This window comes from Hahnella aquatica (SeqCode), from assembly GCF_965194505.1.
Lineage (GTDB): Bacteria > Pseudomonadota > Gammaproteobacteria > Burkholderiales > Burkholderiaceae_A > Hahnella > Hahnella aquatica.
The window spans coordinates 602,285-615,768 of sequence record NZ_OZ239144.1; the positions used below are offsets into that span (position 1 = coordinate 602,285).

Genomic DNA, 13,484 nt, shown 5'->3' on the forward strand with positions numbered 1-13,484 from the left:
CCGCGAGTCCCGTCATGCGCATTGCCCTGGGCCTGGCCTACGATGGCACCGGCCTTCAGGGCTATCAGACCCAGCCGGGTGGAGCCACGGTGCAGGATCAGCTCGAGGCTGCGCTGGCACGCTTCTGCGAGACGGCGGTGCCCACGGTGGCAGCCGGTCGTACCGATGCCGGTGTTCATGCCCAGGGGCAGGTCGTGCACCTGGATGCGCCCTGCGAGCGCCCGCTCTGGAGCTGGGTGCGCGGCGTCAACACTTTTCTGTCTGCATCCATTCGCGTGCGATGGGCCGCGCCAGTGCCCGACGACTTTCATGCCCGCTTTTCGGCCCGGTCACGCACCTACCGCTATCGCATTCACAACGAGCCGGTGGACTGCCCCCTGCGGGCGCGCTTTTCCACCTGGGTGTTCCAGCCCCTGATGCTCGAGCCCATGCGGGCCGCCGCCCAGCGGGTGATTGGCGAGCATGACTTCACCAGCTTTCGGGCGGCAGAGTGCCAGGCCAGCAGTCCCATTCGCAGGCTTGATCGCTTCGAGGTCCATCAGCATGGCACCGACATCTGGGTGGAGGTGGAGGCCAACGCCTTTCTGCACCACATGGTTCGCAACCTGGTGGGCAGCATCATCGAGGTGGGCCGTGGCGCCCAGCCGGTGGGCTGGCTTCGAAGTCTCTTGGAAGCCAAGGATCGAACCGCCGCAGCCCGCACCTTTCCCGCCCAAGGCCTTTGCCTGTGGTCGGTGGCGTACGATCACATCTTTGTTGCAGAGCCCCCAATTCCCCTCCCATGAGAACCCGCATCAAGATCTGTGGCATCACCCGTGTCGAGGACGCGCAGGCTGCTGCGGCCTTGGGCGCGGATGCCATTGGCCTGGTCTTCTATCCGAAGAGCCCACGGGCCGTGGGGCTGGAGCAGGCCCAATGCCTGGCCAAGGCAGTGGCTCCTTGGATGTCGGTGGTGGGCCTCTTCGTGAATGCAGCGCGTGCGCAGGTGCTCGAGACGGCCAAGGCCGTGGGCCTCTCGCACATTCAATTGCACGGCGATGAAGACCCGGCAGCCTGCCAAGACCTGGGTCGTCCCGTGGTGAAAGCCCTTCGTGTCTCTGCCGCCACCACCGCGGAGGGACTGATAACATTGGTCAATCAGTTCCAGGACGACGCCACCCTGCTGTTTGATGCAGATTCCAGCGGGTTTGGTGGCAGCGGAATGGCATTCGATTGGCAGATTTTGAAAGATGTTGGGCCACATTTGCCGACAAATTGGGTCCTCAGCGGGGGGTTGGAGGCTGGCTCGGTGGCACAGGCCATCGCCACGCTGGCCCCGCCCGCGGTCGATGTGTCGAGTGGCGTGGAACAACTTTTGGGTGGCGCACCGGTGAAGGGTGTGAAGGATGTGGATCGAATGAAGGCATTTGTGAACGCCGTGGCGAGAGCCGATGGCCCAAGGAGCAATGAGTGAAACCGAACGACCTGCCTTACAACCTGCCCGATGCTGCGGGACATTTCGGCCCCTACGGTGGCAGCTTCGTCTCCGAGACGCTCAGCCATGCGCTGGAAGAACTTCGCCGTGTCTATGCAGAAACCCAGCACGACGAGGCCTTCCAGGCCGAGTTCCACCGGGAGCTCAAACATTTTGTGGGCCGCCCCAGCCCGATCTATCACGCCAAGCGCTGGTCCCAGGACCTTGGCGGGGCGCAGATCTATTTCAAGCGGGAAGACTTAAACCACACGGGTGCCCACAAGGTGAACAACACCATTGGCCAGGCCCTGGTGGCCCGGCGCATGGGCAAGCCCAGGGTCATTGCCGAGACAGGTGCCGGTCAGCATGGCGTGGCCACCGCCACCGTGGCCGCTCGGTTTGGCATGCGCTGCACCGTCTACATGGGGTCTACCGATGTGGCCCGCCAGGCAGCAAACGTCTATCGCATGAAGCTACTGGGTGCCGAGGTGGTGCCTGTTGAGAGCGGCTCCAAGACACTGAAAGATGCGCTCAATGAGGCCATGCGCGACTGGGTCACGAATGTCGAAGACACCTTCTACATCATTGGCACCGTGGCGGGCCCGCACCCCTACCCGATGATGGTGCGCGATTTCAATTCGGTGGTGGGCAAGGAGTGCCTCTGGCAGATGCCCGAGATGGTGGGCCGGCAGCCCGACATGGTCGTGGCCTGCGTGGGCGGTGGCAGCAATGCCATGGGCATTTTCTACGACTACATCAATGAGCCCAATGTGGCCCTGATCGGGGTCGAGGCTGGTGGCCATGGAGTGAACTCCGGCCACCATGCTGCCTCGCTCTCGGCCGGCACGCCGGGCGTGCTGCATGGCAACCGCACCTATCTGCTCCAAGATGCCAATGGCCAGATTCAAGAGACGCATTCGGTCTCTGCGGGCCTGGACTACCCTGGCGTGGGGCCCGAGCATGCCTGGCTCAAGGATTCCGGCCGTGCGCAGTACGTGCCCATCAATGATGACGAAGCCCTGGCGGCCTTTCACACGTGTTGCCGCACCGAGGGCATCATCCCCGCGCTCGAGACCAGCCATGCGCTGGCCTATGCCGCCAAGGTGGCCCCGAGCCTGCCCAAGGACAAGGTCATTCTGGTGAACTTGTCTGGCCGCGGCGACAAAGACATGCACACGGTGGCCCAGGCCAGCGGCCTCGCACTCTGAGCATGGGCCGTCTGTCGATTGTTTTTCAGGAGTTGGCGCAGGCCGGTCGCACGGCGCTCATTCCGTACTTCACGGCTGGCGATCCATCTCGGGAGCAGACCCTCGAGGTCATGCATGCGCTGGTCGAGGGCGGGGCCGATGTCATCGAGCTTGGCGTGCCGTTTTCCGACCCCATGGCCGATGGTCCTGTCATTCAGCGCTCCAGCGAGCGCGCGCTCGCCCGGGGGGTGCGTCTGCAAGACTGCCTCGATTGGGTGGCCGCATTTCGCAAGACCAATCAGAAAACGCCGGTGGTGCTCATGGGCTATGCCAACCCGGTGGAGCAATACGGAACGGCTGCCTTTGTGAAGGCGGCGGTGGCCTCGGGTGTGGATGGCGTGCTGGTGGTGGATTACCCCCCTGAGGAGTGCGAGGCCTTCAGCCAGGCCTGTCATGAGGGCGGGCTCGATGTCATTTTTCTGTTGGCGCCCACGTCCACCGAAACACGGATGGACCAGGTCGCGCGCCTGGGATCGGGCTACCTTTACTACGTGTCGCTCAAGGGGGTGACGGGCGCCGCAACCCTGGACACCCAGGCGGTGGCCGACCGTGTGGCCGTGATCCGCAGGCACACCACCATGCCCATTGGCGTGGGCTTTGGCATCTCCGATGCGGCCTCGGCCAAGGCCGTGGCCCAGCATGCCGATGCCGTGGTCATTGGCAGTGCGCTCATCAAGACGATGGAGGCATCGGTGGCACGGGCTGCCAACCCGGTGGCCGATCTTCGAGCATTCATGACGGACATTCGCAGTGCACTGGATGAACACTCAAAACTGGGGCAGGCCGCATGAGCTGGATTGAAAAGATCCTGCCGCCCCGCATCCAGCCCACGGAGGGCCGCCGCCGCAGTGTGCCCGAGGGCGTCTGGCTCAAGTGCCCCTCCTGCGATGCCGTGCTCTACCGGGACGACCTCGAGAAGAACCTCCAGGTCTGCCCCTCGTGCGCCCATCACATGCGGATCAAGGCGCGCACCCGGCTCGACCAGCTCCTCGATGCCGAGGGCCGTGAAGAGATTGGCCAGGAGGTGCTGCCCCTCGACAGCCTGAAGTTTAAAGACAGTCGCAAGTATCCCGAGCGCCTCTCGGAGGCGCAGTCGGAGACCGGTGAGACCGATGCAATGGTGGTCATGTCAGGCACGGTGCGCGGGGTACCCGTGGTGGTAGCCTGCTTTGAGTTTGAGTTCATGGGCGGCTCCATGGGCTCGGTGGTGGGCGAGCGTTTTGTTCGCGGCGTGGAGCGCGCCATGGCCACCGGTGCAGCCTTTGTCTCGATCAGTGCCAGCGGTGGTGCACGCATGCAGGAGGGCTTGCTCTCGCTCATGCAGATGGCCAAGACCACTGCAGCCCTTCAACAATTGGCCCAGGCACGGCTGCCATATGTCTCGGTCCTCACCGATCCCACCATGGGAGGTGTGTCGGCCAGCTTCGCATTCGTGGCCGACATCGTCATTGCGGAGCCCAAGGCACTCATCGGATTCGCTGGCCCGCGTGTGATCGAGCAGACCGTTCGAGAGAAGCTCCCGGAGGGCTTCCAGCGCGCAGAGTTCTTGCTGCAAAAGGGTGCCATCGACCGCATCGTGGATCGTCGCAAGCTGCCAGATGAACTGGCCGAGATGATCTCTCTGTTGATGCAGCCCGCACGCGCGTAACGCGTATGCCCATGGGCGATGCCACGGCCGCTTCCCTGGCCTTGGCCCAATGGCTTCAAAGACTCGAGTCCGCCTCCATGCCTGGCGTGTCGAGGCCCGGCATGCGCATGGCCTTGGACGATGTTCGCGCAGTGGCCCAGGCCATGTCCTTCGACTTCGATGCCACGGGCCTTCGGCTCGCCTGTCGTGTGATTGTGGTGGGCGGCACAAACGGAAAGGGCTCGACCTGCGCCTTTCTCGAGGCCATGGCCAGTCAGGCAGGCTACCGAACGGCGGTCTATTCATCCCCACACCTGTTGCGCTTTGAGGAGCGGCTGCGGCTTCAAGGCCAGGACAGCGAGGCCTCGGACTGGGTAGTCGCCTTCGAGGCGGTGGGCCGGGCCACCGAGAAGGCCGGCGCATCGCTCACCTACTTTGAGTGGGTGACCCTGGCCGCCTTCGACATGGTGCGCCGACAGCCCTTGGACTTGGCCATCTTTGAGATTGGCATGGGCGGCCGACTCGATGCCGTGAACTTGCTGGCCAATGACGTGGCTGTGCTCACCTCGATCGACCTCGACCACCAGGCCTTTCTTGGCGGAACCCGAGAGCAAATTGGATGGGAGAAGGCCCACATTGCCCGGCCTGGCCGGCCCCTGATCGTGGGCGACCCCGTACCCCCGCCCACGGTTGCAGTGGTGGCGCAGACCATTGGGGCAGACCTGTGGCAGTTCGGGGTGGACTTCAACTACCAGGGCGATCGGCAACAGTGGAGCTGGCGCGGCCGCGGACAGGCCCGCCATGCCATGGCCTATCCGGCGCTTCGGGGCATGAACCAGTTGCTCAATGCATCGGCTGCACTGGCTGCGCTGGCGGCACTGCAGGAGCAGCTGCCCGTCAACCAGGGGGCGGTGCGCGCGGGCCTGGGGCTCGTGTCACTGCCCGGCCGATTCCAGGTGCTGCCCGGTCAGCCCGCGGTGGTCCTCGATGTGGGCCACAACCCCCATGCGGCCGGTGTGCTCGCGAGCAATTTGGATCAGATGGGATTCTTTCCGAAGACCTTGGCCGTGGTGGGCATGCTCGCCGACAAGGATGCCCCGGGCGTGTTTGCGCCATTGGTCTCCAAGGTGGACGCCTGGTTTTTGGCGAGCCTCGAGGGGGAAGGCTTGGGCGCGCGAGCCCAGAGGGCCCAGGCCTTGGCCGAGCAACTCGCCCCGCTGCTGATCCCTGTGCAGGCTGCAAGGGTCAAGGATGGGCTCCCCGCCGTCGCGGTGCATTGTCTGGATTCACCAGTGCAGGCCTTTGCCGCAGCGGCAGGGCAGGCCGACCCGAGTGATAGACTCGTGGTGTTTGGGTCCTTTGTCACCGTCGCAGCTGTATGGCCCGCGGCACAACAGATAGGTCAGGCTCCTCACGCCCCTCGCGCCCCCGATGCCCGCTGATTTCGCCGACCCCATGGCAGAGCACAAGCGCCGAGCCCGCTGGCGGCTCCTTGGCGCCGTTCTGTTCTCCACCGCCACCGCGGCCGTGGTCTTGATGCTCTTTGAGGACACGCCGCGCAGCCTGCAGCAAGACTTCATTCTGAAGTGGCCTGCACCGTCAGCCGCACCAACGGTTTCGACGCCCACGGAAACGTCTGCGCCCGAGCAGAGCCCGCCTGAGCCCGCGACCAACAAAACTGCTGAGGCTGCTGCACCAGCGTCGGCCGTGGCTGAGTCCTCTGCAACCCCCGCGCCGGCTCCCCCGACAACCCCGGCGGCATCGTCACCCACGCCCGCTGCACCCAAGTCTGCCAACGCGAAGACCAAGCCTTACTTTTTGCAGTTGGGCGCCTACTCCCAGAAGTCGTCTGCAGAGGCCGCCCGCAAGAAGCTCGAGGCACCTGGTCGGCGTCTTATGGTCGTGACCCTTTCAGAGCAGTCTGGGCCGCGCCACCGCCTTCGGATGGGCCCGTTTGCATCCGAGCGCGAGGCCGATGCGGCCCGCGCACGCTTGAAGCTCGAGGGTGTTGAGGCCACACTGATACGCCCAGAGGCCCCGCGTGACTGAGGCCACGAGCTGGATCGACATCGTCTGCGCCGTGGTGGTGGTGGCCTCGGTGCTGCTCTCCATGCTCCGGGGCCTGGTGCAGGAGGTGGCGTCTCTGGCCGTGTGGATCCTGGCCCTGGTGGGGGCCAGCCGCCTTGCGATTTACGGTGCCGAGCCTCTGCAGGAGTGGCTCCCACCCGCCATGGCCATGACTGTGGCCTTTGCCCTCATCTTCGTGCTGATCTTGTTATTGGGCCGCCTGCTCACGCTCGCCCTCAAGGAATTGGTTCAGGCCGTGGGCGGCGGCTTTCTGGATCGCCTGATGGGTGTGGCCTTTGGCCTGGCCCGCGGATGGGTGATTCTCACGGTCTTGGCGGTGCTCGCCGCCATGACCCCGCTCATTGGTCAGCCGGCTTGGCAGACTGCAGACAGCCGTCCCGTTCTGGAGTGGTCCATTCGTGTGGCTGCACCGTGGCTTCCAGATGCCGTGTCGTCCCGCGTTCAACTCGATTCTTTGAAAAGGCCCTAGCCATGTGTGGTGTCGTTGGAATTGTTGCAGCCCATCCGGTGAATCAGTCGCTCTACGATGCGCTGCTGCTGATGCAGCATCGTGGCCAGGATGCGGCGGGCATCGCCACGGCCCAGGGCAAGCGCATTCATTTGTCGAGGGGCACGGGCCTGGTGCGCGATGTCTTTCGCACCCGTGACATGCGCAACCTCTACGGCAACATGGGCATCGGACATGTTCGGTACCCGACGGCCGGCAGTGCCATGAGTGCTGAGGAGGCCCAGCCCTTCTATGTGAATGCGCCCTTTGGCATTGTGCTCGGTCACAACGGCAACCTCACCAACGCGGGTGAACTCCAAGACGACATGTACCGCCGTGATCGGCGTCACATCAACACCGAGTCGGACTCCGAGGTGCTGCTCAATGTCTTTGCCCATGAACTGCAGCAGGCCGTCAGTGGCCTCACGCTCGACCCAGATGCGGTCTTTGCAGCGGTGAGTGTTCTGCAGCGCAGGGCCAAGGGGGCCTACGCCTGCGTGACCATGATTCCACGCTTTGGCGTCATCGGTTTCCGTGACCCATACGGCATTCGTCCGCTGGTCTTGGGCGAGCGCGATGAAGGCACGGGAAAGGATTACATCCTCGCCTCGGAGTCGGTGGCCTTGGAGGGCCTGGGCTTTCGTCTGGTGCGTGACATCGCCCCGGGCGAGTGCATTGTGATCACGGAGGACCGAGAGGTCTTCTCCAAGCAGTGCGGCCAGCATTCAAGCCTGAACCCCTGTGTGTTCGAGTTCGTCTATTTCGCGCGGCCCGACTCACAGATCGATGGCATCTCCGTGTACGACGCCCGACTCAAGATGGGTGAGACCCTGGCCGCCCAGGTGGCCAAGGCCTTTCCAGGTGGCGACATCGATGTGGTCATGCCCATTCCCGATTCCAGCCGGCCTGCGGCCCTTCAGTTGGCCATGCACCTCAACGTGCCCTATCGAGAGGGCTTCATCAAGAACCGTTACGTGGGCCGCACCTTCATCATGCCCGGCCAGGAGGTGCGCAAGCGGTCGGTTCGGCAAAAGCTCAACGCCATGGCCTCGGAGTTCAGAGGCAAGCGGGTGCTCATCGTCGATGACTCCATTGTTCGCGGAACCACGAGTCGAGAGATTGTGAGCATGGCCCGAGAGTCGGGTGCGCGGGGCGTGGTCTTTGCCTCGGCGGCCCCGCCCGTGCGCTTTCCGAATGTCTATGGCATTGACATGCCCACCCGTCGCGAACTCATTGCCCATGGCCGCAGCGATGATGAGATCTGCGAGGCCATTGGGGCCGATGCGCTCGTCTACCAGGGGATCGATGCCATGAAGGCCGATGTGAGAGGCTTCAATCCGGCCGTCACCGGGCTGGAGGCATCGTGCTTTGATGGCCACTACATCACGGGCGATGTCACCGCCGCCTGGCTAGACCAGCTTGAGGAGCAACGACATGGCTGATTCCAAAGGTGTGAACCCGCCGAAGGCCGAGGGTCACGAGGGGCTTGAGGGCATGGGCTTTGGCACCCGGGCGGTGAGGGCGGGCACGGCCCGGTCTCAGTTTGGCGAGCACTCCGAGGCCATGTACCTGACCTCGAGCTTTGTCTTTGAGGATGCCGAGCAGGCCGCGCGCCGTTTTCAGAACCAGGAGCCAGGGCCGGTCTACTCGCGGTTTACCAACCCGTCTGTTCAGATGTTCGAAGAGCGACTGGCGTCGCTCGAAGGGGCCGAGGACTGCGTGGCCACGGCCACTGGCATGTCGGCCATTCTCTCGGTCTGCCTGGGCCTGCTCAAGGCCGGCGATGAGATCGTGACCACGGGAAGCCTCTTTGGTGCCACCATCCAGCTCTTTGACAACTTCATCAAGAAGTTTGGTGTGGGTGTGCGCTATGTCTCGCTCACCGATCCGTCGGCTTGGAAGGCGGCCATCACACCACAGACCAGGCTCTTCTACCTGGAGACGCCGTCGAATCCGCTCACCGAGATTGCAGACCTTGAGGCCATTGGCAAGATTGCGCGTGAGGCGGGCGTGATCACGGTGGTGGACAACTGCTTCTGCACCCCCGCCCTGCAGCAGCCCCTTCGTTACCCCATCGACCTGGTGCTGCACTCGGCCACGAAGTACATCGATGGTCAGGGCCGTGTGCTCGGTGGTGCGGTGGCTGGGCCCAGCAAGCTTGTGCACGAGGTGCGCCAGGTGGTGCGCACCTGTGGGCCCTCGCTCTCACCCTTCAATGCCTGGGTGCTGCACAAGTCACTCGAGACCCTGCAGATTCGCATGCGCGCCCACTCCGAGAATGCCCTGGCCCTGGCCACCTGGCTCTCCACGCAGCCCGCCGTGGGCCGTGTTTTGTATCCCGGCCTATCGTCGCACCCCCAGCATGCACTGGCCACGCGTCAGCAGTCGGCGGGCGGCGCCATTGTCTCCTTTGAGCTCAAGGGTGACTCCGCACAGGCCATGCAACAAAAGGCTTTTGGGCTGGTCAATGCGGTGAAGGTCTTCTCGCGCACAGGCAACCTGGGTGACACGCGCAGCATCATCACCCACCCGGGCTCCACCACGCATGGCCGCATCAGTGAAGAGGCTCGTCAGCGGGCGGGCATCACCCAAGGGCTCATTCGCCTGGCGGTGGGCCTGGAGGATGTGGCAGACCTGCAGCGCGACCTGGCGCAGGGCCTGGACGGTTAGTCGACATCAGCCGTGAATGCGCCGAAAGCCGGTGATCCTCGGGCCCCAATAACTGCTTACGAGGCTCTCGAGCCGAACCGTTCCCCCCTCGGTGGGCGCATGCACAAAGCGGTTTTGACCAATGTAAATGCCGACATGGGAATACTCCTTGCCGGTGGTGTTGAAGAAGACCAGGTCTCCCGGGAGTCGGTCCTCGGCGGGCACCTCGCGGCCAGCTGACCACATTTTCTCCACCGTGCGCGGCAGCGTCTTGCCTGTGGCGCGGCGCATCACGTAGACCACCAGGCCACTGCAATCGAACCCACCCGCAGGCGTGTTGCCTCCCCATCGGTAGGGAATGCCCACCAACGAGAAGGCATGCAGTGCGGGCTCGGCAAAGCCCTTCTCCGTGGCCTCCAGGCGCGCGGGTGGAAGGGCACTGCGGCGCGTTCCAGACACCGGGGCCGCACCCGAGCCGGTGGCCCCCCAAAGCCCCGCACAGCCGGAGAGAAGTAACGGGGAGGACGCCGCGATGAGCAGGAGCAGTCGACGTCGCTTAACGGTAGATGTCATATCGAATTGTCTCGGGAAGTCGTATTGCGAGCGTGGTCGAACCTCTTTTATGAACATGTGACCGCCATACATAGATAGCTTTGACTCTATCAGCCGCCTCAGAGAATCGCGGCCCTCTTGTCGCTCCGCTAACGAAAATCCCTCGACTCGCTGGCCAGGCGGCCCAGGGCCTCAGCCAGCAGGTGTGTGTGGTCTTCCACCCGAAGGGCCAAGAGGTTCAAGACCTGGCCGGGTGCATCAGTGGGAATATTTTCATCGCGCTGCCAACGGCCATAGGTGGTGATGAGCTGGCCATGCAGGGTGGCATCTCGATGCCGCTCGAGCACATCGGGCCAGACCACCACATTGATGCGGCCGGTTTCATCTTCGAGAGTGAGGAACAGGATGCCCTTGGCGGTGCTCGGCCGCTGACGATGGGTCACCAGCCCGCTGGCCCGCGCAAGCCGCCCGTGGGGATGGTGTCTGAGCTCTGAGAAGGGCCTGCTCTGAAAGCGCGCCGCCAGAACGGGCCGCAGGAACGCCACGGGGTGACGACCCAGGCTCAGCCCCATGCTGGCGTAGTCGTGTGCCACATCGTCGGCCTCGGTGGGTGGCAGCAGCAGACCTTCGTTCAGGCTGGGCTCGGCCACCTGGGCCGGGGCCAGGAATGCAGTGGGCCGCTCATGGCCTGCGGCCTGCCAGGCAGCCTCGTGCCGGTGGGCGGACAACGATCGAAGGGCCTGTGCGGCGGCCAAGGCCTGAAGGTCGGATCGCGTCAGGCCTGCGCGTTGTGCGAGCGCTTGAATGGATTCAAACGGGCCTTGCTGACGGGCCAGCACGATTCGCCTGGCAGCATCGGCAGGAAGCTGCCCCACCATCTGAAGGCCAAGCCGCACAGGCCGGTACGGCTGCTTGGGGTCGTTACCGGCCTCGAGCATGGCGCCCACGCCACTGGCCTGAACATCCACCGGACGCACGGTGACGCCATGGTCTTGTGCATCTCGCACGAGCTGGGCTGGTGCATAAAAGCCCATGGGCTGGGCATTGAGCAGGGCCACCAGAAAGGCATCGGGATGGTGGCACTTGAGCCAGCAGCTCACATAAACAAGCAGCGCAAAACTGGCGGCATGTGACTCCGGAAAGCCGTACTCACCAAAGCCTTCAATCTGGGCAAAGACCCGTTGGGCAAACTCACGGGTGTAGCCGCGCATGAGCATGCCGTTGATGACCTTGTCGTGGAATGGCCCCAGGCTGCCACGCCGTCGCCAGGCGGCCATGGCCCGCCGGAGCTGATCGGCCTCGCCCGGTGTGAAGCCTGCAGCCAGAATGGCCAGCTGCATGACCTGCTCTTGAAAGATGGGCACACCCAGGGTTCGTGCAAGGGCCGTCTTCACGGCTGGGCTTGGATAGTCGATGGGCTCCAAGCCCTGGCGTCGCCGCAGGTAGGGATGCACCATGCCCCCCTGAATGGGCCCGGGCCGAACAATCGCCACCTCGATGACGAGGTCGTAAAAGCAGGCGGGCTTGAGCCGCGGCAGCATGCTCATCTGAGCACGCGACTCGATCTGAAACACGCCAATGGTGTCGGCCGCCTGAATCATGCGGTAGGTGCTGGCATCTTCGGCAGGCACCTCTTGCATCCAGAGGGAACGGGGCTGGCCTTGGTCGTCGCGCAGGCCTAGTTTCTGGCCCACGCAGGCCAGGGCCTGCCGAATGGCGCTCAGCATGCCCAGGGCCAGCACGTCCACCTTGAGCAGGCCCAGGGCATCGATGTCGTCCTTGTCCCACTGCAGCACCGTGCGATCGGCCATGGCCGCGTTCTCCACTGGCACGAGATCGCTGAGCTGGTGGCGTGCAATCACAAAGCCGCCCACATGCTGAGAGAGATGGCGCGGAAAGCCCACGAGGTCGGTGGCCAGTTGGGCCCACCGGCCCAGCAGCTTGTCGGGGGGCATGGAGGGCAGCGGAGACTCCAGCGGCAGGGCGGCGCGGCGTGCAAGGCCCTGGCCGATGGTCTCAGACAGGCCCTCGGTGGAGATGGCCTTGCCATCCCACCAGCTGTGGCCCTTGGCGGCTGCATCGATCAGGATGGGGTCGATGCCCAAGGCCTTGCCAGTGTCTCGGAGGGCGGACCGTGGTCGGTACCGAATGATGGCCGCCGCCAGGGCCGCACGGTGGCGGCCGTACTTGGTGTAGATGTACTGGATGATCTCTTCGCGGCGTTGGTGTTCGAAGTCGACATCGATGTCGGGTGGTTCATTGCGCTCCTTGGAGATGAAACGCTCAAAGAGCATGCTCATGCGAGAGGGATCGACCTCGGTGATGCCCAGGCAATAGCAGACCGCGGAGTTGGCTGCAGAGCCACGGCCTTGGCAGAGAATGCCCTGGGCCCGTGCGAAGGCCACGATGTCGTAGACCGTGAGGAAGTAAGGCTCGTAGTGCAGCTCATGAATGAGCTGGAGCTCATGCTCGATCTGTTGCCGAACACTGGCGGGCATGCCCTCTGGGTACTGGCCCAGTGGAAAGCGTCTGCGGGCGCCTTCCTCGGTGAGGTGGCGCAGCCACTGCGTGGGGTTGAGGCCCTCGGGCACGATTTCGTCGGGGTACTCATAGCGCAGTTCATCGAGTGAGAATCGGCAGCGCTCTGCAATCCACAGGCTGTTGTGCATGAGCGATGCAGGGTAGAGGCGTGCGAGCCGCAGCCGTGGCCGCAGGTAGGCCTCGGCGTTGGCCAGCAGGTGCTGGCCACAGTCTGGCAGTGGCTGGCCATGGCCGATGGCCGCGACCAGGTCGGCCAGGGGCTTGTCTCGGCGACGGGCCATTCGCACATCGCCCACGGCCACCAGGCCCACGCGCAAGAGGCCACCCAGGGCCAGCAGCTGTTGCAGCCAGGCGCGGTCGTCTGCTCGAAGCTGCAGGCTCACGCCCATCCAGAGGCGATCGCCCAGGCAGGCCTTGAGCCATTGCCCGGTGGCATGCAGGCTGGTCTCGGGGCCAGTGGGGCTGGGCAGCCAAATGGCCCAGCAGTTCTCAAGCGGCTGGTGGGTGAGGTCGTCTTGGCAGACCTGGTAGTGGCCCTTGCCCACCCGGCGTCGGCCCAGTGTGATGAACCGACACAGCTGCTGCCAGCCCTGTTTGTTCTGGGCCAAGAAGGCCAGGCGCGGGCCTTGTTCGAGCACGAACTGCGCGCCATGAATGATGGGCAGGCCGGTGGCCTGGCCAGCCAGGTGGGCCCGAACGCTGCCCGAGACACTGGCTTCATCGGTGAGGGCCAGTGCGGCATAGCCCAAGGCCTTGGCACGTGCCACCAGGTCTTCGGGGTGGGAGGCTCCCGACTGAAAGGAAAAATTACTCGCGCAGATGAGCTCGGCGTAGTCCATG

At 64.3% G+C, this 13,484-nt stretch carries 12 protein-coding genes; 10 read left to right on the top strand and 2 right to left on the bottom strand.

Annotated elements, in window-relative coordinates; translation table 11 throughout:
* Positions 1-14: 14 nt before the first annotated feature.
* From truA to AC8GDA_RS03150, 10 genes are read left to right on the top strand one after another with little or no spacing between them, the layout of a single operon-like run.
* Positions 15-785 (top strand): tRNA pseudouridine(38-40) synthase TruA, encoded by a 771-nt coding sequence (gene truA, locus AC8GDA_RS03105; protein ID WP_506556845.1) that lies wholly within the window; start codon positions 15-17, stop codon positions 783-785.
* On the top strand, positions 782-1,453 hold the full coding sequence (locus AC8GDA_RS03110; RefSeq protein WP_506556846.1) for a phosphoribosylanthranilate isomerase: 672 nt from the start codon (positions 782-784) through the stop codon (positions 1,451-1,453). The genes truA and AC8GDA_RS03110 overlap by 4 nt, the downstream gene beginning before the upstream one ends.
* On the top strand, positions 1,450-2,661 hold the full coding sequence (gene trpB / locus AC8GDA_RS03115; protein WP_506556847.1) for a tryptophan synthase subunit beta: 1,212 nt from the start codon (positions 1,450-1,452) through the stop codon (positions 2,659-2,661). Before AC8GDA_RS03110 ends, trpB begins: the two co-directional genes overlap by 4 nt.
* Positions 2,662-2,663: 2 nt before the next feature.
* On the top strand, positions 2,664-3,491 hold the full coding sequence (gene trpA, locus AC8GDA_RS03120; RefSeq protein WP_506556848.1) for a tryptophan synthase subunit alpha: 828 nt from the start codon (positions 2,664-2,666) through the stop codon (positions 3,489-3,491).
* The gene (gene accD / locus AC8GDA_RS03125; RefSeq protein WP_506556849.1) at positions 3,488-4,348 is read left to right on the top strand and encodes an acetyl-CoA carboxylase, carboxyltransferase subunit beta; all 861 of its coding nucleotides are present in this window, start codon (positions 3,488-3,490) and stop codon (positions 4,346-4,348) included. The genes trpA and accD overlap by 4 nt, the downstream gene beginning before the upstream one ends.
* Before the next feature lie 11 nt (positions 4,349-4,359).
* Positions 4,360-5,769 carry a bifunctional folylpolyglutamate synthase/dihydrofolate synthase gene (locus tag AC8GDA_RS03130; RefSeq protein ID WP_506556850.1) on the top strand — a complete coding sequence of 470 codons (1,410 nt, stop codon included), beginning with the start codon at positions 4,360-4,362 and terminating at the stop codon, positions 5,767-5,769.
* The gene (locus AC8GDA_RS03135; protein ID WP_506556851.1) at positions 5,759-6,376 is read left to right on the top strand and encodes an SPOR domain-containing protein; all 618 of its coding nucleotides are present in this window, start codon (positions 5,759-5,761) and stop codon (positions 6,374-6,376) included. The genes AC8GDA_RS03130 and AC8GDA_RS03135 overlap by 11 nt, the downstream gene beginning before the upstream one ends.
* Entirely contained in the window at positions 6,369-6,884 is a 516-nt protein-coding gene (locus AC8GDA_RS03140) for a CvpA family protein (protein ID WP_506556852.1), read from the top strand. The genes AC8GDA_RS03135 and AC8GDA_RS03140 overlap by 8 nt, the downstream gene beginning before the upstream one ends.
* Before the next feature lie 2 nt (positions 6,885-6,886).
* Entirely contained in the window at positions 6,887-8,344 is a 1,458-nt protein-coding gene (gene purF / locus AC8GDA_RS03145; RefSeq protein ID WP_506556853.1) for an amidophosphoribosyltransferase, read from the top strand.
* On the top strand, positions 8,337-9,572 hold the full coding sequence (locus tag AC8GDA_RS03150; protein WP_506556854.1) for an O-succinylhomoserine sulfhydrylase: 1,236 nt from the start codon (positions 8,337-8,339) through the stop codon (positions 9,570-9,572). The genes purF and AC8GDA_RS03150 overlap by 8 nt, the downstream gene beginning before the upstream one ends.
* Before the next feature lie 6 nt (positions 9,573-9,578).
* On the opposite strand, the gene AC8GDA_RS03155 is transcribed toward AC8GDA_RS03150, so the two are convergent.
* Both AC8GDA_RS03155 and AC8GDA_RS03160 read right to left on the bottom strand, forming a co-directional pair.
* The gene (locus AC8GDA_RS03155; protein WP_506556855.1) at positions 9,579-10,124 is read right to left on the bottom strand and encodes an NlpC/P60 family protein; all 546 of its coding nucleotides are present in this window, start codon (positions 10,122-10,124) and stop codon (positions 9,579-9,581) included.
* Between the two features lie 128 nt (positions 10,125-10,252).
* Positions 10,253-13,483, bottom strand: coding sequence for an error-prone DNA polymerase (locus tag AC8GDA_RS03160; protein ID WP_506556856.1), 3,231 nt, complete (start codon positions 13,481-13,483; stop codon positions 10,253-10,255).
* Position 13,484: the final 1 nt, after the last annotated feature.

What these genes read in the sequence shown, in the direction of transcription:
- truA (WP_506556845.1), top strand. Translation starts at nt 15, where the DNA reads ATGCGCATTGCCCTGGGCCTGGCCTACGATGGCACCGGCCTTCAGGGC.
- AC8GDA_RS03110 (WP_506556846.1), top strand. Translation starts at nt 782, where the DNA reads ATGAGAACCCGCATCAAGATCTGTGGCATCACCCGTGTCGAGGACGCG.
- trpA (WP_506556848.1), top strand. Translation starts at nt 2,664, where the DNA reads ATGGGCCGTCTGTCGATTGTTTTTCAGGAGTTGGCGCAGGCCGGTCGC.
- accD (WP_506556849.1), top strand. Translation starts at nt 3,488, where the DNA reads ATGAGCTGGATTGAAAAGATCCTGCCGCCCCGCATCCAGCCCACGGAG.
- AC8GDA_RS03130 (WP_506556850.1), top strand. Translation starts at nt 4,360, where the DNA reads ATGGGCGATGCCACGGCCGCTTCCCTGGCCTTGGCCCAATGGCTTCAA.
- AC8GDA_RS03135 (WP_506556851.1), top strand. Translation starts at nt 5,759, where the DNA reads ATGCCCGCTGATTTCGCCGACCCCATGGCAGAGCACAAGCGCCGAGCC.
- purF (WP_506556853.1), top strand. Translation starts at nt 6,887, where the DNA reads ATGTGTGGTGTCGTTGGAATTGTTGCAGCCCATCCGGTGAATCAGTCG.
- AC8GDA_RS03150 (WP_506556854.1), top strand. Translation starts at nt 8,337, where the DNA reads ATGGCTGATTCCAAAGGTGTGAACCCGCCGAAGGCCGAGGGTCACGAG.
- AC8GDA_RS03155 (WP_506556855.1), bottom strand. Translation starts at nt 10,124, where the DNA reads ATGACATCTACCGTTAAGCGACGTCGACTGCTCCTGCTCATCGCGGCG.
- AC8GDA_RS03160 (WP_506556856.1), bottom strand. Translation starts at nt 13,483, where the DNA reads ATGGACTACGCCGAGCTCATCTGCGCGAGTAATTTTTCCTTTCAGTCG.